The organism is Allobosea sp. UNC402CLCol, assembly GCF_000745475.1.
In the GTDB taxonomy this organism is placed as follows: Bacteria; Pseudomonadota; Alphaproteobacteria; order Rhizobiales; family Beijerinckiaceae; genus Allobosea; species Allobosea spartocytisi.
The window spans coordinates 794,592-816,212 of sequence record NZ_JQJJ01000009.1 but is presented as its reverse complement, the minus strand read 5'-3'; the positions used below and the strand labels follow the sequence as shown (position 1 = coordinate 816,212).

The following is a 21,621-nucleotide window of genomic DNA, read 5'->3' as shown; positions in this document are numbered from 1 at the left end:
CATGACGAGCTTGATGGCGAGCGACAGCGAGCCGGCAGGACGGATCTTCGGGCTCATCGCTTCACCTCCCAGGTGGTCGTCGGCTCGCCGGTGGCCGGGTCCTTGCCGTCCTTGAGCGCGATGCCCATGGCGGCGAGTTCGTCGCGGATGCGATCGGATTCGGCGAAGTTTTTCGTGCGGCGGGCGTCGAGACGGGCGGCGATCAGGCGCTCGACCTCCGGCGCGACGGCAACAGGTTTTGCCAGCTCTGGCAGCTTGATGCCGAGCAGATCGAGGCCCGCCAGTAGCGCCGGCAGATCATCGGACTTGCGGAGCGCGTGGAGCTCGGCCAGCACGCGGGCGGTGTTGAGATCGTCGGCCAGCGCGTCGAGCAGTTCGACGGAAGGCTGGGAAGCTGCCACACCCTGTGCGGCTCCCGCCCAGTCCTGCAGCGTCTTCTCCGCCTCCTCCAGCGCCTTCACCGTCCAGTCGATCGGCTGGCGGTAATGCGTCTTCAGCATCGCGAGGCGCAGCACCTCGCCCGGCCATTTGCGGCCGCCGAAGGTTTCCGTCGCCAGCAGTTCGTTGATCGTGACGAAGTTGCCGAGGGATTTCGACATCTTCTCGCCCTCGACCTGCAGGAAGCCGTTATGCATCCAGATATTGGCCATGCGCGGCGCCCCCTCCCCGCCGCCGAAGGCGCAGCAGGACTGGGCGATCTCGTTCTCATGGTGCGGGAAGACGAGGTCGATGCCGCCGCCATGGATGTCGAAGACGTTCTTCGCCGGATCGTCGCATGACAAGCCGCCACCGAAGGGCGCGAGCAGCTTCGCCATCGACATGGCCGAGCATTCGATATGCCAGCCCGGGCGGCCGGGGCGGGTGATCCCCTCCGGCGCGCCGTTCGGCCAGAGCCAGCCGGGGTCGATACCCTCGCGGCTCGGCTTCCAGAGCACGAAATCCATCGGATCGCGCTTGTAAGGGGCCACATCGACGCGCGCGCCGGCGACCATCTCGTCGAGCGAGCGGCGGGCGAGCGAGCCGTATTTCGGCGCCTTCGCCAGATGCGTCACCGCGGGGACGTGGAACAGCACATGCTCCTCGGCGACATAGGCGACGCCCCGCGCGATCAGCCTATGGATGATCGCCTGCATTTCCTCGATATGCTCGGTGGCGCGCGGCTCGCTCGTCGGGCGCAGATTGCCGAGCGCGTCGACATCATGATGGAACTGCGCCGTGGTGGTCGCGGTGACCTTCGCGATCGCCTCGTTCAGCGGCAGACCGGGGAAGTCGCGCGCCGCACGGGCGTTGATCTTGTCGTCGACGTCGGTGAGGTTGCGGGCATAGGTGACGTGCTCGGGCCCGTAGACGTGCCGCAAAAGCCGGTAGAGCACGTCGAAGACGATGACCGGGCGGGCATTGCCGATATGGGCGTAGTCGTAGACCGTCGGGCCGCAGACATACATGCGCACGTTCTGCGGATCGACCGGAGCGAAATCCTCCTTCGTCCGCGTCAGCGTGTTGTAGAGCCTCAGGGTCGGCGACATCGGGGGCAAATCCTGGAACGAACGAAACGACAGAAGACAAGAAACAGCCTGGCCGCTGGCCGGGGCGCTTTTGTCTGTTCGTTTTCAGGACGAGGACGTGAGCAGCCGGCCAGCGAAAGCTAGCGGCAAATAATGCAAGGGCTGTTGATGGCGGCTCGCGTCATGGGGAAAAGTGATTGCCTGTCCGCGCGCTTTCCGTCAAGAGGGCGCCCGACTTGCTGCGCCGCAACATCGCCGCCGCCATTCACGCAAATTTAACCGGCCGGAACCATCCTCCCGATTCTCGGGGTCTCCCGCCCGTCGCCCTCAGGAATCTCACCCCATGCGCCGCGCCGTGGCTTTCGTCGGACTGCTCGGGATCGCCGTCGCCGGCATCTCGCTCTCGATCATGCCGATGAGCCGCCCTGCCGCCGCCCCCAGCGAACAGCGCACCTTCCTGATTCCCGCCAGCGACGGCTACGGCGTTGCCGACTGCATCTCGACCCGGTCGGAATGCGGCAAGATCGTCGCCAATGCCTGGTGCGAATCGCAGGGCTTCGGCAAGGCCGTGACCTTCGGCATCGCCGACCGTGCCGATTTCACCGGCACGGTGACCAAGCCGACCCCGGCGGCAGCCGCCGAGCAGCCGCTCAGCATCACCTGCGGCGAATAATCCCCTCGCCTACCGGATCCAGTCGCTGCATTTCGGCGCATCGCCGGTATTGCCCCAGGGCATGATCGGCACGGTCGAGGTCGAATTCTGCGGCGAGCCGTCGATGAGCTTGTCCGAATAGACCAGATAGACCAGCACGTTGCGCTTGGCGTCGCAGCCGCGCACGATCTGCATCTTCTTCCAGATCAGCGAGCGGCGCTCGCGGAAGACGACATCGCCCTGCTCGGCCTTCTCCTTGAACTTGATCGGCCCGATCTGCCGGCAGGCCAGCGAAACCTCCGAGACCTCCTCGGCCACACCGAACATGCCCTTGACGCCGCCCTTCTCCGGCACGGTGTAGTGGCAGGCCACGCCCTCGACGAGCGGATCGTCGACGCCGTAGACGGCGAGCTTGTCGTCCGGCGTCAGCGCCTTCCAGACCGTCGATTTCTTGAAGATCAGGTCTTCCTGCGCCATGGCCGGCGCCACGAACGCCCCGGACAGAGCAACGGCCAACGCAGCCAGGATCCAACGACGAAGCAACATTCCCATTCTCCCGGCGCGTTTCGGTTCGGCGCCCGGCAGGATATGGGAAGCCCCGCGCCGGCGCACCAGAGTTCTGCAGCCGCCCCCACATCAAAGCAGAGGCGACCAATGCTACCCGAGCTGGAAAGCGAGAGATTGTTGCTGCGGCCGCGCCGGCTCGACGATCTCGATGCCATTGCCCGGATGAACGCCGATCCGCAGGTGATGCGCCATATCGCCTCGATCGACGACCCGGCGATGGGACGGGACGCCGTCGCCGCGCGCAGCTTCACCCATGTCGCACGCGGGCTCGGCTATTGGTCGGTCTTCGCCAAGATCGATCCGGCAGATTTCACCGGCTATGTCGGGCTAATTCCCGATGGCAATGACATGGACGTCGCCCAGTTGAGCTATCGGTTCGACACGCGGCATTGGGGCAAGGGCTATGCCCGGGAAGCGACCGCCTGCCTGCTGCGCCATGGCTTCGAGGCCCTCGCCCTGCCGGAGATCCTCATTACCACCCATCCGGAGAATGCGGCGTCGCTGCGGCTTGCAGCCCGGCTGGGTTTCGAGCCGGCACCAACTCGGGCCGAGCTCCTGATCGGCACGCCACCTGTGGTCGCGACCCGGCTGCGCCTCGGGCGCCCCGAGCGGCGTCAGGGCCCGGCCTCATAGCGTTTCAGCGCCTCGGTACGCCGGGCGATGACCTCCGCGCGGCAGGCCGGAAAATGCAGGACCTGCCCTTCCCGCCCGAAATCGCCATTGCCGTAGAACCTGCAGGATTTCTCCTTGAAGGCGTTCCAGGCGCGCTGCTCCGCGAGCAGGTCCTTCTTCGTGTTCGGCTCGCTCGCCCCGTAGAGCCGCTTCCAGGTCGCGTTGAGCTTGGCGTCCTCGCGCGCAACCCATTCGCCGCCGCAGGCGCCCCAGGCCGGATTGGTGCCGTCCGAATCGTCGATGCAGCGCTTGTAGACCTCGTCGGCCGCAGCCGGGGATGCGAGAGCGACGAGGACCGGCAGGAAGTGCCACCAGCGCCGCATGGTCACGCCGCCAGGGGCTTGAAGACGAGATAGGCGGCAACCAGCGCGCCGATGATGCCGAGCGAGAAGAAGACCAGCTTCAGCCGCGTCATCCTGCTGGCGAAGGCGACATCGCCGGCCTCGACGCGGGGATATCTGTCGAGAAGACGGGCCACCGCCAGATTCTCGGCCACGTCGCAAAGCCCGCCGAGGAGCCAGCCGCCGCCGCAGAGCGCCGCGACCCACCAGGGCTGCCCGCGCATCGCGAGCCCCGCGATCAGGATGGCTCCGACGATGGCGTAGACGAAGGCGAAGGCGACGTCGGCGGGCAGCACCCGGTTGCGGTAGCGCGCCCGCGTCGTCTCGCCATAGAGCCCGAAGAGCTTCTCGACATCGGCGACGTTGTAGCCGTTCCAGTCGCTCTCTAGCATGCGCGGCACGCCCTGACGGTTCGACCAGAAGCCGACGAGCCAGAACAGCACCACGACGAGAAGCGGCCCCCAGACGAAGAAGGCCAGCGGGATCGCTGTGGAATAGAGCGGCACGGGGTCGATCATGGCGTCTCGGCTCTCGCGGCGGGCGGTGTTTCGCGGCGCAGGTTATCCGGCGTCTCGCCCGCCAACAAGCTGGAGCTGCGGGGCGGGCGTCAGAGCAGCTCTTCGGGTGGGGCGAGATCGAGGCGGCGCAATTCGACGCGGGTCTGCTGCGAATCGTAGCGCAGGAAATATTCGTCGAGCTGCGGCGGCGCGACGGCGGTGCCGGCCAGCATGGCATGAGCCTGACCGCGATGATGGATCTGGTGCTGGAAGAGATGCGCCAGCAGATCGTCGACGCGCTCCTCGACCTGTCCGTGCTCGCCGCGGTCCGTCGTGACGGTGGTTGCGAGCATGTCGTCGCTCAAGCCGTCGCAGAAGGCGATCAGCCGCCGGTCTGCAGCGGCCTGGGCCGGGAGGAGCTGCGCCATGTCGAAGGGCCGGAAGCGCTCGAACACCAGCCGGCCGAGGCCGCCGCGTTCGAGCGCGTCGATATAATAGAGATCGACCATCAGATTGTGGTTCAGCGTCTCGTGCAGCGAGGGAAAGAAGCTCGTCCGCTGCGCCTTGAAATCCGCATCGCTGAGTTGCGCGCAGGCCGTGAGCAGCCGCCAGTTCGCCCAGGCGTTGTTATGGGCCATCTTGCGGCAATGGGCGGCGAGCGCCCCGCGCCGGCCGAAACCCGCCTCAGTCATGCGGCAGGACCTCCTGCTCGATGGCGCCGAAGATCGAATGGCCGTCGGCGTCCTTCATCTCGATGCGGACCGTATCGCCGAAACGCAGGAACGACGTCTTCGGTTCGCCATGGCGGAGCGTCTCGACCATGCGCTGCTCGGCGATGCAGGCATAGCCCACCCCGCCCTCGGTCACCGGCTTGCCCGGCCCGCCATCGGCGTCGCGGTTCGAGACCGTGCCGGAGCCGATGATCGTACCGGCCGAAAGCCGGCGCGTCGCCGCCGCATGGGCGATCAGCGTGCCAAAATCGAAGGTCATGTCGGTGCCGGCATCCGGCCTGCCGAAGGGCGCGCCGTTGAGCTGGGCCAGGAGCGGACGATGCAGCTTGCCGTCGCGCCAGGCCGAGCCGAGCGCGCCGGGCGTGACGGCGACCGGTGAGAAGGAGGTGGACGGCTTTGACTGAATGAATCCAAAGCCTTTCGCCAATTCGCTCGGAATCCGATTCCGCAGGCTCACGTCGTTTGCGAGCATGACGAGGCGGATGGCGGCGAGCGCCTGCTCGCGCGTCGCGCCCATCGGCACATCGCCCGTGATCACCGCGATCTCGGCCTCGAAGTCTATGCCGTCCTCCTCGCTGCGGGCGTGGATCGGCGCGCGCGGGGCGAGCGGCGCATCGCTCCCGCCCTGATACATCAGCGGGTCGGTCCAGAAATTGTCCGGCATGGCCGCGCCCCGCGCCTTCCGGGCGAGTTCGACGTGATTCACATAGGCCGAACCGTCGAGCCACTGGAAGGCGCGCGGCAGGGGCGCGGCGCAATCATGCTCGTGGAAACGGAAGGACGGCACCGAGCCGTGCTCCAGCCCCTCGGCGAGATCGGTGAGCCGGGGCGCGAGGCGCTCCCAATCGTCCAGCGCCGCCTGCAGGGTGGCGACGACCGGAAAGGCGTCGGTCGCGCGCGTCAGGTCTGCGGAAACCACGACGAGGCGGCCTTCGCGGCCATGCGAGAGGGAGGCAAGCTTCATCTCTTTTCATTCCTTCCCGGACGCGCCAATAAAGACGCAACAAGCCTTGTGAACAGGCTCTGGGAGGAGACCATATGGAACGTCGCTCGTTTTTGAAAACGGGAGCGCTCGCCGCGGCCGCAACGGCCGTCGCCGCGCCCGCGATCGCGCAGTCCCAGCCTCAGGTGAAATGGCGGCTGACCTCGAGCTTTCCGAAGTCGCTCGACACCATCTTCGGCACGGCGCAGCAATTCGCGAAATACGTCTCCGACGCCACCGACGGCCAATTCGAGATCCAGGTCTTCGCGCCGGGCGAGATCGTGCCCGGATTGCAGGCGCTCGACGCCGTCTCCTCCGGCACGGTCGAATGCGCGCATTCGCCGACCTACTACTACATCGGCAAGGACCCGACGCTGGGGCTCGGCACCGGCATCCCCTTCGGCCTCAACGCCCGCCAGCAGCATAGCTGGTGGTATTTCGGCGGCGGCGAGCAGATCGTGAACGGCGTGCTCGACCGCTTCAACGCCTATTCCATCCCCTGCGGCAACTCCGGCACCCAGATGGGCGGCTTCTTCCGCAACGAGCTGAAGGGCGTCGACGATCTCAAGGGACTGAAATTCCGCATTGGCGGCATGGGCGGCGCCGTGCTGTCCAAGCTCGGCGTGGTGCCGACGCAGATCGCGCCGGGAGACGTCTATCCGGCGCTGGAGCGCGGCTCGATCGACGCGGCCGAGTTCGTCGGCCCCTATGACGACGAGAAGCTCGGCTTCATCCGCGTCGCCAAATATTACTACTACCCCGGCTGGTGGGAGGGCGGCGCCATGCTGCATCTGATCATCGGCAAGGAGGCTTGGGCCAAGCTGCCGAAGCCCTATCAGGCCATCGTCCAGCACGCCTGCGAGGCGGCGAACAACTGGATGCTGGCGAAATACGACTATGTGAATCCGGGCGGCCTGCGCCGGCTCGTCGCGCAGGGCGCGCAATTGCGGGCCTTCCCCCTGCCGGTGATGGAAGCGGCGCTGAAGGCGGCCGAGGAATACTACGCCGAGACCGGGGCCAAGAGCCCGGACTTCAAGAAGGGCTACGATTCGATGGTCGCCTTCCGCGGCGAGAACCTGCTCTGGTGGCAGATCGCGGAGCTCTCCTACGACTCGTTCATGAACCGGCTGAAGGCGCGCTGAGGCGCGCCGGCGCCATCCCCGCCCGTCGCCCGGAACGGATCAGCCGAAGCTGGTCCGCCTCGGCGGCCGGTGCTCCATCGCCTCGCGCAGATCGGCGCCGGCACGCCTGGGGCGGCGAGCGAGAAGGCGCTTAGCCAGTTTCGCCGCCTTGCGGCGCTGTTTGGCGATCTTGCGCGGGATCTCCTGCGCAAGCGCATCGACGCCATCCAGCGCTGGCCTTTCGGCGAGATGCGCACGGACCATGCCGAGGTCGATCGCATTGCCGAGCCGCGAGCGCAGGCGCTCCGCCGCCTTGGCCTGCTGCCCGAGCCCTGCCGGATCGGCCGGCGCGAAGAAGCTGAGCTGATAGCTCAGATCGACGATCATGCTTCGCCAGTCGTGCAGATGCTCCGCGTCCATCCGGCGCGGATCGCGGCGCGCCTGGCGCCGTGCCCGCCGATAGCTGCGCCGGAAGGCCCGGACCAGAAAGTCGCCCGTCTCGTCCGACACGGACCAGCGCGCCATCTCGGCCGACAGGTGCCGGAGCTCGTCGCGGACGGCATCTGCCTGCTCGGCCAGCAGCGCGGCGGCTGCATCCTGCGCGTCGTCCTCGGAGGTATGGTCGGGACAGAGCGCACTGAGCACCTTGGCGACGACCGCCGTGTCGCGGGCGATGCCGAAGCCGCGGCGCAAGCCTCCGATAGCCCCGCGAACCGCTTTCCCCTCCTCGGCCAGCTCGGCGGGAGCAAGCTTCAGCAAAGCGCGCCACGCCTTCATCAGGCGGCGGAATTCATGAATCGTCCGTCCCGGATCGCCCTCCCGGCGATCGAGCACGGCCAGGGCACGGACCGGAAACTCACGGCAGGAGCGCAGCCAGTGCCGGGCCCATCGCCGCGTCATCGACACCCTCGCATCCGGACCGGTTCTCGAGATGCTTGCCATGCTGACCTGTTTCGCGCGTTTCCCCGACGGCAACGTATCCGAGCGGCAGGCCGCAATTCTACCACGCCTCCGGCTCGGATCGCGCGCGTTCGAGGCAGGAGCCGCGTTGCTCCTTCACCGGCGCGACCGACGCGGCCACCGCCACGCGACAGCATCGTCTTTCGACTGTATGGTTGTGGCCCTCTCCTGCTGATGGCAGCCGCACCGGCTCGCCGGCCTCTCCGGAACCAGCTACACAGCCGCCCATGTCAGAGAAAACCTCGCCCTCGCTCCAGGACCAGATGCTCCGGCTGGAGCGCTTCTTGCCCTATCGCCTGAATGTCGTCGGCACGCTGGGCGGCCGCGCGCTCGGCCGGATCTATGGCGAGCATTTCGGCATCGGCATCCCGGAATGGCGCGTGGTGGCGCAGCTCGGCGAGTTCGGCAAGCTGACCTCGCGCGACATCGGCGAGCTCGCCCAGATGCACAAGACCAAGGTCTCGCGCGCCGTCACCGAGCTGGAGAAGCGCGGCCTCGTCTCGCGCGCCGAGAACCGGCAGGACCGGCGCGAATCCTTCGTGACCCTGACGCCGGCCGGCAAGCGGATCTACGACCAGATCGTGCCGCTGGCGCTCGGCTTCGAGGCGCGCTGGATCGAAGGCATCGCGCCGGAGGAAATCAAGGTGTTCGAGCGCGTGCTCTCGACCCTGACCGAGCGCGGCCGCCTGCTCGCGGGGAATTATCGCGAGGAAGACGGGTCGTAAGGCGGCCAGTCGTCATGCTCGGGCCTGACCCGAGCATCTCGTGACGCGGAGGAACCTCGCCTCTTTCGGCCTGAGATTCTCGGGCCAAGCCCGAGAATGACGGACGCCCCTCCGACGCCTTCAGAAATACCGCGCGAGATTGCGCCTGATCCGCTCCTGCGGGTTCTCGCCCGCCGGCGGATAGGCGAAAGCCTGGCCGGTGATCGTCTCATAGGCGCGGACATAGACCGCCGAGGTCTGGTCGATCAGCTCCTGCGGGATCGGCGGCAGCTCCTCCTTGTAGGGGTCGCAGCGCGCCACGACCCAGTTGCGCACGAAATCCTTGTCGAAGGATTCAGGCTTCCCGCCGCTGGCGAAGCGCTCGGGATAGCTTTCCGCAAACCAGTAGCGGCTCGAATCGGGCGTATGGATCTCGTCGGCGAGCAGGATGTTGCCGTCGGCGTCGGTGCCGAACTCGTATTTCGTGTCGGCCAGGATGAGGCCGCGCTCGCTCGCGAGCTTCTGGCCGCGGGCGAAGAGCGCCAGCGCATAGCCTGAGACGGTGTCCCATTGCTTCTGCGTCAGCAGGCCGCTCCCGACGATCTGGCCGGCCGAAAGCGGCTCGTCATGACCGCCGTCGAAGGCCTTGCTGGTCGGGGTGATGATCGGCTGCGGCAGGGCCTCGTTGTCGCGCAAGCCGTCCGGCAGCGTCATGCCGTACATCTCGCGCCGGCCCTGCTTGTACATGGTCAGGATCGAGGTGCCGGTCGTGCCGGCGAGATAGCCGCGCACCACCATCTCGACCGGCAGGATGTCGAGGCGCCGGCCGACGACGACATTCGGGTCAGGATATTCGAGGACATGGTTCGGGCAGATATCGGCGGTCTTCTCGAACCAGTAGCGCGCCGTCTGCGTCAGCACCTGCCCCTTCAGCGGGATCGAGGCGATGGCGCGGTCGAAGGCGGAGAGCCGGTCGGTCGAGATCAGGATACGGCGTCCATCCGGGAGATCGTAATTCTCGCGGACCTTGCCGCGATAATAGTTCGGCAGCTCCGGGATGACGGCTTCGTGAAGCGGCAGGAATTCGGACATGAGCGGCGCTGGCCTCGCGACGAAAGGAGCTGCCGACGCCGCAATCGCGGCGCCAGCCCCGCGCTTCTAGTCGAAGCGCGCGTTTTCCACCACCTGTCCGGCGCCCTTCGCCGCGGATTGCTGCGCGCGCCCGGATGTGGCATGCGAAAGCCGCGTCACCTCGGCCGACTCGGCGTCGGGAGACGCGGGGGCTCCATAGTTCCGTCGCGTTTGGCGGGTGTTGTTGGCAGGAGTTTGTGGCCCGACGGCCTGCTCCGACAGTGGATGACGTGACCCGACCTGCGATGATGCTGCGACTTTCCAGACGCTTCGGCATGGCCCTGCTGGCGCTGGCGGCTTTGAGCGGGACGGCAGCCGCCCAGTCACCGTCCTGCGACGCATGGCGCGCCGAGCTTCAGAGCCTCCAGGGCCGCAGCGGCGGCGATCCGCGCGCTGCGCAGGCCGCCCAGCGCGTCGGCGTGCAGCTCGGCCAGCTGAGCGGCCAGTACCGCGCCATGGGCTGCGACCGCGGTGGCGGCTTCCTCTTTTTCGGCGGACAGGCGCCGCCGCAATGCGGCGGCATCCGCGCGCAGATGGGCCAGTTGCAAGCGCAGTACGAGGCGCTCCAGCAACGGGCACAGGGCGGCGCGCTCGAGCAGCGGCGCGCCCAGCTCGCGGCCGCGATCAGCAACAATTGCGGCGCGCGCCCGCGCGGCTTCTTCGACACGATCTTCGGGCGCGACCCGGGTCCCGGCCCCGGCGGCGTCGACTCGACCATCCCCGAGCTCGACCCCGAGCAGCCGGTGATCGAGCCGGAAAAGCCGCGCCTCGGCGGCGCCCAGACCGTCTGCGTGCGCAGCTGCGACGGCTATTTCTTCCCGCTCGCCAACAATAACGGCAATGCCGACGAGATGTGCCAGGCGCTCTGCCCCGGCAGCGAGACGACGGCCTTCGGCATGAGCGCGGGCGGCGACATCCAGAACGCGGCCTCGCGCTCGACCGGCCAGCCCTATTCGTCCCTGCCGAACGCCGGCAAATACACCCGCTCCTTCGATGCGACCTGCACCTGCCGCGGCCAGGGCCAGAGCTGGTCGGAGGCGCTGAAGAACGCCGAATACCTGCTCGACAAGCGCAAGGGCGACGTCATCGTCACCGAGCAGCGCGCGGCCGAGCTCTCGCGGCCGAAGCCCGATCCCAAGCGGCGCGGCGCGCCCGAAGCGGTGAAGCCGACTCCGGCCGCTCTCCCGGACGCGCCGGACGAGAAGCCGATGCCGTCGGAGAACTCCCCGACCTCCGGCACCGAATCGGCCGGCGTCGGCCCCGACATCGTCGACGAGAAGACGCTCGACAAGGGCGACGGGCTGAAGAGCGAGTCGCGCAGCGTCACCGGCGAGCGCCGCACGGTGCGCATCGTGGCGCCGAACCTCGCGCCCAATCTGAGCCCGCAACTGGTCAAGCCCTGATCCACATAAGTTCCATGCGCGGACGACAAATCGCGCAGCCGGGTATCGTCATGCTCGGCGCTGGACGCATGGGCGAGACCGTCGCATAAAGAGCGAACCTTGCCGCCCCTTCGGGAGGCCGCCAGACCGCATTCCGGCCCGTATCCCCGCGGGTCCTGCCTTCTGACGCTCCCACCAGCTTCAGAGGGCCTTCATGTCGGACGTCAGCACGACACAGCCGCACCACCCGCACCCGATCGAGCTCAGCGACGCCCGGCGCAGGATCAAGGCGATCTTCATCGGCTCCGTCGGCAATCTCGTCGAGTGGTATGATTTCTACGCCTATACCGCCTTCGCGCTGTATTTCGCGCCGCATTTCTTCCCCTCGACCGACCCGGTGGTGCAGCAGCTCAACGCCGCGACGCTGTTCGCGGCAGGCTTCATCGTGCGCCCCGTCGGCGGCTGGCTGTTCGGCCATCTCGCGGACCGCTATGGCCGGCGCCTGTCGCTGATGCTCTCGGTGGTGATGATGTGCTTCGGCTCGCTGATCATCGCCTTCACCCCGACCTATCAGACGATCGGCTTCGCCGCGCCTGCCCTGCTCGCTCTCGCCCGCATCATCGAAGGCCTCAGCCTCGGCGGCGAATACGGGGCGAGCGCGACCTATCTCACCGAGATCGCCGACCCCGAACATCGCGGCTTCTATTCGAGCTTCCAGTATGTGACGCTGATCGGCGGCCAGCTCACCGCCATCCTGGTGCTGCTGCTGCTCCAGAACGTCTTCCTGACGCATGAGCAGCTCGTCGCCTGGGGCTGGCGCATCCCCTTCATCATCGGCGCCGTCCTCGCCGTCACCGCCATGTTCATGCGGCGGCATATGCAGGAGACCGAGGCCTTCGAAGCCGCCAAGGGCACGATGAAGCGCGAAAGCTCGCTGCGTGGCCTGTTGAAATATCCGCGCGAGGTCGCGATCGTGGTCGGCCTCACCGCCGGCGGCACCGCCGCCTTCTACACCTTCACCACCTATATGCAGACCTTCGTGAAGCAGACGGTCGGCCTCTCCGACATCGTCACTACCTATGTCATCGCCGGCTCTCTGATCTTCGCGGCGATCCTGCAGCCCATCTATGGCGCGATCTCCGACCGGATCGGCCGCAAGCCGGTGCTGATGTTCTTCGGCATCGCCGGCACGCTGCTCACCGTGCCGATCCTGACCACGCTTTCCGGCACGAAATCCCCCTGGATCGCGTTCCTGCTGATCTGCGGCGCCTGGATCTTCACCGCCGGCTACACCTCGATCAACGCGGTGGTGAAGGCCGAGCTGTTCCCGACCTCGGTGCGCGCCACCGGCGTCGCCGTGCCCTATGCGCTGACCGTCTCGATCTTCGGCGGCACGGCGCCGGCCATCGCCCTGTTCTTCAAGCAGCAGGGCCACGAGCAGTGGTTCTACTACTATCTCGCCGGCATCATCTTCCTCTCGTTCCTGGTCTACGCGCTGATGCGCGACACCAAGCACGCCTCGGCGATGCACCGGCACGAGTGAGGGGGCGGCTCTCTGCCGTCATGGTCGGGCCTGACCCGATCATCTCGGAAACCAGCGCCTATCCTGAACGAGATTCTCGGGTTCGCTGAGGCGGCCCGAGAATGACGGCGGTATATCAGGCGCTCTCGCCGGCCAGCCGCTTCAGCGCCTTCTCCCGCCCGATCAGCGGCAAGAGGGCCGCCAGTTCCGGCCCATGATCGAGGCCGGTCAGCGCCTGGCGCAGCGGCATGAACAGCCCCTTGCCCTTCGCCCCCGTCGCTACCGCGACGGCCTGGGTCCAGCTCTTCCAGCTCGTGCCGTCGAAAGGCTCCGGCGGCAGCAGCTCAGCCGCCTTCGCCACGAAAGCCGGATCGGCGATGACGGGCGTGGCCGGTCCCTCGACGACCTGCCACCAGAGCTTCGCCTCGTCGAGTTTCGTCAGGTTGCCGCGCACGGCCAGCCAGAACGGCTCCCCGCCAGCGACGCCGATGGCCGCGAGCCGGTCCGCGACCGCCGCGAAGGGCATCTGATGCAGCGTGCGGGCGCTCAGCGCTTCGAGCTCGTGCTCGTCGAACTTGGCCGGGGCACGCGACACATGGGCGAGATCGACGAGACCGGCGAGCTCGTCGAGGCTCGCAACGGGACGCACCGCGTCGGAGGTCCCGACCAGCACGGCCAGCGCCGCGACGGCCAGCGCCTCGACGCCAGAGTCGCGCAAGCCCCGCAGCGAGAGATGGCCGAGGCGCTTCGAAAGCCCCTCTCCGCTCGCCGTGGTCAGCAGGTTGTGGTGGCCGAAGACCGGCAGGCTCGCGCCCAGTGCCTCGAAGATCTGCGCCTGAACCGCCGTGTTGGTGACGTGGTCCTCGCCGCGGATGACATGGCTCACGCCGGTCTCGATATCGTCGACGACGGAGGGCAGCGTGTAGAGATAGCTGCCGTCCTCGCGCACCAGAACCGGGTCGGAGAGCGAGGCGCAGTCGACATGGGAGGGGCCGCGCACGAGGTCGTCCCACGCCACCTCGCGCGCCTCCAGCAGGAAGCGCCAATGGGGCTTGCGCCCCTCCGCCTCGAAGGCCGCCTTCTGCTCGGCAGTGAGCTTCAGCGCGGCACGGTCGTAGATCGGCGGCAGGCCGCGGGCGAGCTGGCGCTTGCGGCGGCGGTCGAGCTCGTCGGGCGTCTCGTAGCAGGCATAGAGCCGCCCCGCGGTGCGCAAACGCTCTGCCGCCGCGTCATAGATCGCCAGGCGCTGCGACTGCCAGATGACCTGATCGGGCACGATGCCGAGCCAGCCGAGATCCTCGGCGATGGCCTCGGCATATTCCGGTTTCGAGCGCGCGATGTCGGTGTCGTCGTAGCGCAACAGGAAACGGCCGTGATGGCGGCGGGCGAACAGCCAGTTGAACAGCGCCGGCCGGGCGTTTCCGATATGCAGATAGCCGGTGGGCGACGGCGCGAAGCGGACCAGAGACGTTGTCATGACGCGGCTTATGGCGCTTTTGGCCCCGGGCGACAATCGCTCGTCTGATAAGGCGCCTGCAACCTTAGGCTGTTAACCCGTTATTAGGGTTACCAAGGCATGAATCGCTCCCAGGCAGGGCAGAACGGAGCCAGACCGTACCGCTGCCGGGGAGATCAGGATGCGCCTCCGTTCCGTCACGCGCGTGGTCGGTTCCTTTGCACTTGCCGCGGGACTCGGCGCGCCGGCCTTCGCGGCCGATTATCCGGTGCTGCGCGGCTCGCAGATCGAGGACATGCCGCAGGCGCCCTCCAATTTCGGCGGCTCCTCCAACTGGAACGGCTTCTATTTCGGCGGCGGCGCCGGCGTGTCGGACAGCAAGTTCAAATCCGGCACGGGATTGCAGGACCTGGCCAACTTCGCGTTCCGCAACACAACGCTCGGCCAAGAGGTCAACATGGGATCTCTGGTCAACAACCTCCCCGAGAAGAGCGACAGTGGCGCCACCTATTTCGGCTTCCTCGGCTACAACTGGGCCTTCGGTGACGCGGTACTGGGCCTGGAGGCGGACTATACCCGTTCGGGCCACGCCTATCAGATCGACGACTACATCGCCCGGCGCTTCATAACCTCGGACGGCACCGTCAACGATTTCTCGCTGGCCACGAACCAGAGCGCCAAGCTCAACGACTACGGAACAGCCCGCCTCCGCGTGGGCTGGGCCTTCGGCAGCTTTATGCCCTTCGCGACAATCGGCGGCGCCGTGGGGCGCTTCAATACGAGCTCGACAATCGCCACCACGAACTATCTGACCCGGACCAACCCGGTGACGGGGCTCATCGAGACGGGTTATGCCGCTGGGCGCCGGCCCGGCGACCCACCCGTCGGCGCGACTAAGAAGAACGTCTACGGCTTCGGCCTGGCGGTGGGCGGCGGTGTCGACTGGGCGCTGACCGAGAACATCTTCCTGCGCGGCGAATATCAGCTCATCCGCTTCGCCGATGTCGAGGGCACGACGACGACGATCAACACCGCCCGGGCCGCGATGGGCGTGAAGTTCTGACGGCATCCTCCTGCCGCAACGAAAAAGGCCGGGACATCAGTCCCGGCCTTTTCCATTTTCGTCTGACGGAGAAGCGGCCTATTCGGCCGCCTCGACCTCGGGACGCGCCCGCCCGGCCCGCTCGCGCTTGACCAGCTCGGCGACGAGGAAGGCCAATTCCAGCGCCTGCTCGGCATTGAGGCGGGGATCGCAGACCGTGTGGTAGCGGTCGTTGAGATCCGCATCGGTCATACCGCGCGCACCACCGGTGCATTCGGTGACGTTCTTGCCGGTCATCTCCAGATGCAGGCCGCCGGCATGGCTGCCCTCGGCCTGATGGACGGCGAAGAAGTTCTTCACCTCGGTCATGATCAGGTCGAAGGGCCGCGTCTTGTAGCCGCTCGCCGCCTTGACCGTGTTGCCGTGCATCGGGTCGCAGGACCAGACGACATTGCGCCCTTCCCGCTTGGTGGCGCGCACCAGCGCGGGCAGGTTGTCGAAGACCTTGTCGGCGCCGAAGCGGCCGATCAGCGTCAGCCGGCCCGGCTGGTTCTGCGGATCAAGCACCTCGATCAGCTTGAGCAGGCCGTCGACCGTGGTCGAGGGGCCGCATTTCAGGCCGATCGGGTTCTTGATGCCGCGGAAGAACTCGACATGGGCGTGGTCGAGCTGGCGCGTGCGGTCGCCGATCCAGACCATGTGGCCGGAGGTGTCGTACCACTCGCCGGTCGTCGAGTCGGTACGGGTCATCGCCTGCTCGTAGCCGAGCAGCAGCGCCTCGTGGCTGGTGTAGAAGTCTGTCGTGCGCATCTCCGGATGGGTCTCCGGGTCGATGCCGATGGCGCGCATGAAGTCGAGCGCCTCGGTGATGCGCTCGGCCACCTCCTGGTAGCGATGCGAGGACGGGCTGTCCTTGACGAAGCCGAGCATCCAGCGATGCGCGTTGTCGAGATTGGCGTAGCCGCCCGTCGCGAAGGCGCGGATCAGGTTCAGCGTCGCGGCCGACTGCCTGTAGGCCTCGAGCTGGCGGCGCGGATCGGGGATGCGCGCTTCTTCCGTGAAGGCGATGTCGTTGACGATGTCGCCCTTGTAGCTGGGAAGCTCGACATCGCCGATCTTCTCGTTCGGCGCCGAGCGCGGCTTGGCGAACTGCCCGGCGATGCGCCCGACCTTCACCACCGGCGAGCCGCCGGCGAAGGTCAGCACCACCGCCATCTGCAGGAACAGCCGGAAGAAGTCGCGGATGTTGTCGGCCGAGTGCTCGGCGAAGCTCTCGGCGCAGTCACCGCCCTGAAGAAGGAAGGCCTCGCCGGCCGCGACCTTGCCCAACGCCCGTTTGAGCTTGCGCGCCTCGCCTGCAAAAACGAGCGGTGGAAAGCCGGCGAGCTGCTGCTCGACCGCCTTCAAGGCTGCCTGGTCCGGATAATCCGGAATCTGCTGGGCGGGCTTGGCCCTCCAGCTCTCTGGCGTCCACCGCTCGGACATGGGACTACGTGCTCCTGACTTTGGGATCGCGCATCGTTAACCTCTTGGTAGCGCGAAGGGGCGGCTATACACCCAAGCTCGCGGAATGGCCATCGTCTGGCGGCAGCCCCTGCAGCGGGCTGCCCGGCCCATCGTCACACGCGATCGAAAAGCCGATTCCCCGCAACCGGATAGCAACGCCGGTTGCCATGCTGATTCAGGCGCTTCACAGGCTGATTCAACCGTAGCCGCAGAAACTCTACTGGCAGTGCTGTCCCAGAAACGCGCGTCATCCCGGACGGAGCGAAGCGGAGATCCGGGATCCATCGTCGAGCGCTGCGCCTTTCGATGGATCCCGGGGCAGGCCCGGGATGACGGCGTGGTTTCGCGAGACGATCGATAACCCTACCCCGCGCGCGGCGTACGCATCGTCACCAGTTCCTCGGCGGCGCTGGGATGCAGCGCGACGGTGCGGTCGAAATCCGCCTTGGTCGCGCCCATCGTCACCGCGATAGCGGTTGCCTGGATAATCTCGCCGGCGTCATGGCCGAGGATGTGGACGCCCAGCATCTTGTCGGTCTTCGCGTCGACGACGAGCTTCATGTAGATGCGCTCGTGCCGGCCGGCGATCGTCGCCTTCATCGGGCGGAAATTGGACTCGAAGACGCGCAATTCATGGCCGGCGGCGAGAGCCTGCCCCTCGCTCAGCCCCACCGTGCCGACCTCCGGCGTGGTGAAGACGGCCGAGGCGATGGTGCCGTGATCCACCGTCCAGGGCTTGTTGCCGAAAACCGTGTCGGCGAAGGCATGGCCCTCGCGGATCGCGACCGGGGTCAGGTTCACCCTATTGGTGACGTCGCCGACCGCGTGGATCGACGGCACGCTGCTGGTCGAGGCGGCGTCCACGACGACCTCGCCGAGCGGTCCGAGCTCGGCTCCGACCTTCTCCAGCCCGAGCCCCTTCGTGTTGGGACGGCGCCCGGTCGCGACCAGGACGACATCGGCCTCGATCGGCGCGCCCGTCGCGCAATGGGCTCGGCGGCTGCCGTCCGGCAGTTCCTCGATGCGCTCGACGGTACAACCGAGGCGGAAGGTGATGCCGGCCTCCTTCAGCGCGTCGCGCAGGCGGGTGCGGATGTCCTCGTCGAAGCCGCGCAGGATGTTGTCGCCCCGGTGCAGGAGCGTCACCGCGACGCCGAGCCGGGCGAAGAGGCTGGCGAATTCGAGCGCGATATAGCCGCCACCGACGACGAGCATGCGCTTCGGCAGCACCGGCAGGTGGAAGACCTCGTTCGAGGAAATGCCAAGCTCACCGCCGGGGATCGGCGGGTCGAAGGAGGGCCAGCCACCGGTCGCGACGAGGATGTGGCGGGCGCGGACGAGCTGTCCGCTCTTCTGCAGGCGGACCTCATGCGGTCCCTCGATGACGGCCCGCTCCTCGCGGATCTCGGCCTTCGCGCCCTCGAGCCCCTTGCGATAGAGCCCGGACAGACGCGTGACCTCGTTGGCCACGGCATCGCGCAGCGTCGGCCAGTCGAAGGACGGCTTTGCGGGAAGCGTCCAGCCGAAGCCGGCCGCGTCCTCGAAATCCTCGGTGAAGCGGCTGGCATAGACGAAGAGCTTCTTCGGCACGCAGCCGCGGATGACGCAAGTGCCGCCGATCCGGTCTTCCTCCGCGATCATCACGCGGGCGCCATGGCCTGCCGCGATGCGCGCCGCGCGCGTGCCGCCGGAGCCGGCCCCGATGACGAAGAGATCGACGTCGTACTCAGCCATGGTCTTCTCCTTGTCGCGCGGCCGCGCCCGGACCGAACCAGAGGATCCCGGCTCCCAGAACGGCAATCCACCAGCCTTGCCAGGCACCGTGCCCGACGACCGAAATCGCAAAGGCAGCGGCGAAGAGCGCGAGGCGCGGCGCCATCTCCCGTGCCGGCAGCCGGCGCAATCGCGCCAGCAGAAGCAGGCCCGCCGCAAGCAGAATGCCCGCCCCGATCACCCCGGTCTCGACCCACGCCTGCAACGGCATGTCATGAGGGTGCCCCACGCCCAGGAGCACCCTATGCTCCGGCGCCACCTCGGCCGCCACCGGATGCCGGTCCATGCTGGCCGAGGTGCCGAAGCCGGCGCCGGCGATCGGCCGTACCCGCACCACCTCGCCGAAACTCTGCCAGATATCGATACGAGCCTGCCCGGTCATGACAGCGAAACGGTTCAGGATCACCGAGGGTAGCCAGTTATGGGCGGCAAGGCCGAGAACCGGCGCCATCGCCATGGTCAGGACGAGCCCGATCGCGGCGGCCGTCAGCATCAGGCGCGGCCAGTAGGCCGACGCGACCCAGCAGACGAGGCAGACCGCGACGCCGAGCCGCGCCGAAGCGCTCTCCGAGCGCAGCGCCAATGCGGCCACGGTCAGTCCGAGCAGGACTGCCAGGATCCGGTCGGAGCGGCGCGCGGCCGGCATATGCCAGAGACCATGGATCGTGGGCACGGCGAGCACCAGCGCCGTGATGGCGGGGCGATTGAAGACGAAGCTCATCAGCTTTCCGATGCCGAGCTCGGCCCGTTGCGACAGCCCGGAGGCGAGCTCGACCATGGCCAGCAGGCTGGCGAGGATGATCGCGACGGCAAGCGCGCGCAGCCATGCGGGCTGCGGCCTGAACCGGCCCGAAGCCGCAATCGCGAGCGCGAAGACCGCCGGCAGCACAAGCTCCGCCCAGGCCCGCAAGGAGGCCGCCGGCCTGTGGCTCCACAGGATCGAGAGAAGGGCCCAGGCGAGGAAGGCGGCCAGCGCCAGCCCCAGCGGTGTCGCGAGCAGGTTCCGCAAGCGCGCGACGACTTCGCCCGTCCGGCCCACCGCGACAGCAGCGGCGATGAAGGTCACGGCGCCGAGGCCGAGCATCAGCGGCGCGGAGCGATTGGCGAGCCACATCGCCAGCGGCATCAGCACCATCAGCGCCGAGCCGGCCGCCACGAGACGGGTGGAGAGAAGCGAGGAAGTCGACACGGCTTCCTGGCCGACTGGAAGGCGGGGCTGGCTCATGGGCTGCGATTACGCGATCGGGCCGATCTTCGCCAGAGGCGTGGTTGCAAGCCCCGCCTTTGCCTTCCGCTGACACGGCGCCTGCGACGAAAGACGTAGAACTTCGGAAAACCTGCCGGTTCGACCCGAAATCATGTCATCCGATTATGTAATCAGGCGCAATTGACGCCTGGAGCGGCATGGTGCCACAGGGCAAAGGCAACCCTAAAAAACTCGCGGCAAAGCCGCACAGCGGAGGAAATCCATGCTGACATCGGTCCTCAAGCGCGGCGCCCTTGCGGCCGTGGCCCTCGCGGCGCTCTCGACGGCAGCCTTCGCCCAGGTGAGCGAGCTCAAGATCATGGCTCCGGCAGCTCCCGGCGGCGGCTGGGACGGCACCGCGCGCTCGATGCAGCAGGCGCTGACCGCGGCCGGGATCGTCAAGAGCGTGCAGGTCAACAACGTCACCGGCGCCGGCGGCACCATCGGCCTCTCCCAGCTCATCGGCGCGAAGGGCGACGGCCATCAGCTGATGGTCAACGGCTTCGTCATGGTCGGCGCGATCCTGCTCAACAAGTCGCCGGTCAACCTGACGCAGGTGACGCCGATCGCCCGCCTCACCGCCGAGGCCGAGGTCATCGTCGTGCCGACGGAGTCGCCGCTCAAGAGCGCCAAGGACCTGGCCGAGCGCCTGAAGGCCGACCCGGCCAAGGTGACCTGGGCCGGCGGCTCGGCCGGCGGCACCGACCACATCCTCGCCGCGCTGTTCGCGCAGGCGGTCGGAGCGGACGCCAAGAAGATCAACTACATCCCATTCTCGGGCGGCGGCGAGGCCCTGGCTGCCATGCTCGGCGGGCGCGTCACCGCCGGCGTCTCCGGCTATGGCGAGTTCGAGGGCCAGATCAAGGCCGGCAAGCTGCGCGTGCTCGCGGTCTCCTCGGGCAAGCGCCTCGAAAACGCGCCGGACGCCCCGACCCTCAAGGAACAGGGCATCGAGCTCGAGCTGCTGAACTGGCGCTCCGTCGTCGCTCCTCCCGGCCTCTCGGCCGAGCAGACCAAGGCTCTGACCGACACGGTCGAGAAGATGGTCAAGTCGAAGGAGTGGCAGGAGATCCTCAAGGCCCGAGGCTGGGACGATTCCTTCCTGGCCGGCGCCGCCTTCGACAGCTTCCTGAAGGGCGAGATCGAGCGCGTCTCCAAGGTGATGACCGAAGTCGGGCTGGTGAAGTAAACCGACCGGCACCGTCGATATCTCGGGGGGCCGGGCAACCGGCCCCTTTCTCAACGCCAGAAGCGCCTCCAACTCTTCTCCCGTCGCCTTGTCGCCGCGCGAACCGGAGCCGCTTCGCCCAACAATGCGCGAAGGCGCCAGCCTCCACCAGGGGAACGCCATGACGAACGAGACCCGCACGCAAGGCGCCGACAAACCGGCCCTGATCGTGGGCGTGCTGCTGCTGATCGTCGCCGCCCTGATCGGCTATGACGCCTCGCAGCAGACCATCACGTCGAATTACGGCGTCGGCCCCACCGCCATGCCCTATGTCGTGGCTGCCGGATTGACCATTCTCGGGCTGGCGCATTTCGTCGTCGCCTTCCGCGAAGGGCTGCCGAAGCCCGATGCTGCCGACGGTACGGCCCTGCTCTGGATCGCGGGCGGGCTCATCTTCCTGATCGCCTGCATCGGGCTCGGCGGCGGCTTCGTCATCGCCATCGCGGTCGTCTTCGCCTGCACGGCGCGCGGCATGGGGCGGCGGGCGCTTGCCGTCGATGCCGCGATCGGCTTCGTGCTCGGCCTCGCGATCTTCCTCGTCTTCGCCAAGGTCCTGACGCTGATTTTGCCGGCGGGACCGCTCGAACAACTCTTCCTCTGAGG

21 protein-coding genes are annotated in these 21,621 nt (G+C 67.5%); 9 read left to right on the top strand and 12 right to left on the bottom strand.

Translation table 11 applies throughout. The features are described 5' to 3' along the window. Positions 1–53: 53 nt before the first annotated feature. Positions 54–1,535: a cysteine--tRNA ligase gene (gene cysS / locus GY40_RS11135; RefSeq protein WP_197062729.1), complete on the bottom strand. Its 1,482-nt coding sequence runs from the start codon at positions 1,533–1,535 to the stop codon at positions 54–56. A gap of 313 nt (positions 1,536–1,848) precedes the next feature. Between cysS and GY40_RS11130 the strand changes: the two genes are divergently transcribed. Then, complete coding sequence (locus GY40_RS11130; RefSeq protein ID WP_038361820.1) at positions 1,849–2,178, top strand: hypothetical protein; 330 nt, start codon at positions 1,849–1,851, stop codon at positions 2,176–2,178. Between the two features lie 9 nt (positions 2,179–2,187). Here the strand turns inward: GY40_RS11130 and GY40_RS11125 are convergent, their stop codons facing one another. After that, a complete protein-coding gene (locus tag GY40_RS11125) occupies positions 2,188–2,703 on the bottom strand; it encodes a CreA family protein (protein WP_038361817.1) in 516 nt (171 codons plus the stop codon). A gap of 108 nt (positions 2,704–2,811) precedes the next feature. Between GY40_RS11125 and GY40_RS11120 the strand changes: the two genes are divergently transcribed. Beyond that, positions 2,812–3,357 carry a GNAT family N-acetyltransferase gene (locus GY40_RS11120; protein WP_197062728.1) on the top strand — a complete coding sequence of 182 codons (546 nt, stop codon included), beginning with the start codon at positions 2,812–2,814 and terminating at the stop codon, positions 3,355–3,357. Here GY40_RS11120 and GY40_RS11115 read toward each other — a convergent pair. From GY40_RS11115 to GY40_RS11100, 4 genes are all read right to left on the bottom strand, one after another. After that, entirely contained in the window at positions 3,339–3,719 is a 381-nt protein-coding gene (locus tag GY40_RS11115) for a lysozyme inhibitor LprI family protein (RefSeq protein WP_038361816.1), read from the bottom strand. The genes GY40_RS11120 and GY40_RS11115 overlap by 19 nt on opposite strands. Positions 3,720–3,721: 2 nt before the next feature. Next, the gene (locus tag GY40_RS11110) at positions 3,722–4,255 is read right to left on the bottom strand and encodes a hypothetical protein (RefSeq protein ID WP_038361813.1); all 534 of its coding nucleotides are present in this window, start codon (positions 4,253–4,255) and stop codon (positions 3,722–3,724) included. A gap of 89 nt (positions 4,256–4,344) precedes the next feature. Beyond that, a complete protein-coding gene (locus GY40_RS11105) occupies positions 4,345–4,926 on the bottom strand; it encodes a DinB family protein (protein ID WP_051987761.1) in 582 nt (193 codons plus the stop codon). Next, on the bottom strand, positions 4,919–5,929 hold the full coding sequence (locus GY40_RS11100; protein WP_038361811.1) for a fumarylacetoacetate hydrolase family protein: 1,011 nt from the start codon (positions 5,927–5,929) through the stop codon (positions 4,919–4,921). Before GY40_RS11100 ends, GY40_RS11105 begins: the two co-directional genes overlap by 8 nt. A gap of 74 nt (positions 5,930–6,003) precedes the next feature. On the opposite strand from GY40_RS11100, the gene dctP reads away from it, so the two are divergent. Continuing rightward, positions 6,004–7,089: a TRAP transporter substrate-binding protein gene (gene dctP, locus GY40_RS11095; RefSeq protein ID WP_038361808.1), complete on the top strand. Its 1,086-nt coding sequence runs from the start codon at positions 6,004–6,006 to the stop codon at positions 7,087–7,089. A gap of 39 nt (positions 7,090–7,128) precedes the next feature. On the opposite strand, the gene GY40_RS11090 is transcribed toward dctP, so the two are convergent. Beyond that, on the bottom strand, positions 7,129–7,968 hold the full coding sequence (locus tag GY40_RS11090; RefSeq protein ID WP_038361806.1) for a CHAD domain-containing protein: 840 nt from the start codon (positions 7,966–7,968) through the stop codon (positions 7,129–7,131). Positions 7,969–8,255: 287 nt separating this feature from the next. Between GY40_RS11090 and GY40_RS11085 the strand changes: the two genes are divergently transcribed. Then, complete coding sequence (locus GY40_RS11085) at positions 8,256–8,753, top strand: MarR family winged helix-turn-helix transcriptional regulator (RefSeq protein WP_038361803.1); 498 nt, start codon at positions 8,256–8,258, stop codon at positions 8,751–8,753. Between the two features lie 120 nt (positions 8,754–8,873). Here GY40_RS11085 and GY40_RS11080 read toward each other — a convergent pair whose 3' ends face one another. Further along, entirely contained in the window at positions 8,874–9,824 is a 951-nt protein-coding gene (locus GY40_RS11080; RefSeq protein ID WP_038361801.1) for a phosphoribosylaminoimidazolesuccinocarboxamide synthase, read from the bottom strand. Positions 9,825–10,093: 269 nt separating this feature from the next. Here GY40_RS11080 and GY40_RS11075 point away from each other — a divergent pair, with 269 nt between their 5' ends. Next, positions 10,094–11,266, top strand: coding sequence for a DUF2865 domain-containing protein (locus tag GY40_RS11075; RefSeq protein ID WP_197062727.1), 1,173 nt, complete (start codon positions 10,094–10,096; stop codon positions 11,264–11,266). Positions 11,267–11,459: 193 nt separating this feature from the next. Further along, complete coding sequence (locus GY40_RS11070) at positions 11,460–12,788, top strand: MFS transporter (RefSeq protein ID WP_038361799.1); 1,329 nt, start codon at positions 11,460–11,462, stop codon at positions 12,786–12,788. Positions 12,789–12,903: 115 nt separating this feature from the next. Here GY40_RS11070 and gltX read toward each other — a convergent pair whose 3' ends face one another. After that, complete coding sequence (gene gltX, locus GY40_RS11065; protein WP_038361797.1) at positions 12,904–14,244, bottom strand: glutamate--tRNA ligase; 1,341 nt, start codon at positions 14,242–14,244, stop codon at positions 12,904–12,906. Positions 14,245–14,404: 160 nt separating this feature from the next. Between gltX and GY40_RS11060 the strand changes: the two genes are divergently transcribed. Continuing rightward, entirely contained in the window at positions 14,405–15,286 is an 882-nt protein-coding gene (locus GY40_RS11060) for an outer membrane protein (RefSeq protein WP_038361794.1), read from the top strand. Between the two features lie 78 nt (positions 15,287–15,364). Here GY40_RS11060 and GY40_RS11055 read toward each other — a convergent pair whose 3' ends face one another. The 3 genes from GY40_RS11055 to GY40_RS11045 all read right to left on the bottom strand — a co-directional run bounded on the left by GY40_RS11055 (position 15,365) and on the right by GY40_RS11045 (position 19,769). Further along, positions 15,365–16,750 carry a class II 3-deoxy-7-phosphoheptulonate synthase gene (locus GY40_RS11055; protein ID WP_038361792.1) on the bottom strand — a complete coding sequence of 462 codons (1,386 nt, stop codon included), beginning with the start codon at positions 16,748–16,750 and terminating at the stop codon, positions 15,365–15,367. A 384-nt stretch (positions 16,751–17,134) separates the two neighbouring features. After that, positions 17,135–18,505, bottom strand: coding sequence for a glutathione-disulfide reductase (gor, locus tag GY40_RS11050; protein WP_038361789.1), 1,371 nt, complete (start codon positions 18,503–18,505; stop codon positions 17,135–17,137). After that, the gene (locus GY40_RS11045; protein ID WP_051987759.1) at positions 18,498–19,769 is read right to left on the bottom strand and encodes an O-antigen ligase family protein; all 1,272 of its coding nucleotides are present in this window, start codon (positions 19,767–19,769) and stop codon (positions 18,498–18,500) included. Before GY40_RS11045 ends, gor begins: the two co-directional genes overlap by 8 nt. A 244-nt stretch (positions 19,770–20,013) precedes the next feature. On the opposite strand from GY40_RS11045, the gene GY40_RS11040 reads away from it, so the two are divergent. Continuing rightward, complete coding sequence (locus GY40_RS11040) at positions 20,014–20,979, top strand: Bug family tripartite tricarboxylate transporter substrate binding protein (RefSeq protein WP_038361787.1); 966 nt, start codon at positions 20,014–20,016, stop codon at positions 20,977–20,979. Between the two features lie 160 nt (positions 20,980–21,139). Next, positions 21,140–21,619 (top strand): tripartite tricarboxylate transporter TctB family protein, encoded by a 480-nt coding sequence (locus tag GY40_RS11035; RefSeq protein WP_038362557.1) that lies wholly within the window; start codon positions 21,140–21,142, stop codon positions 21,617–21,619. The last annotated feature ends 2 nt before the right edge of the window (positions 21,620–21,621 follow it).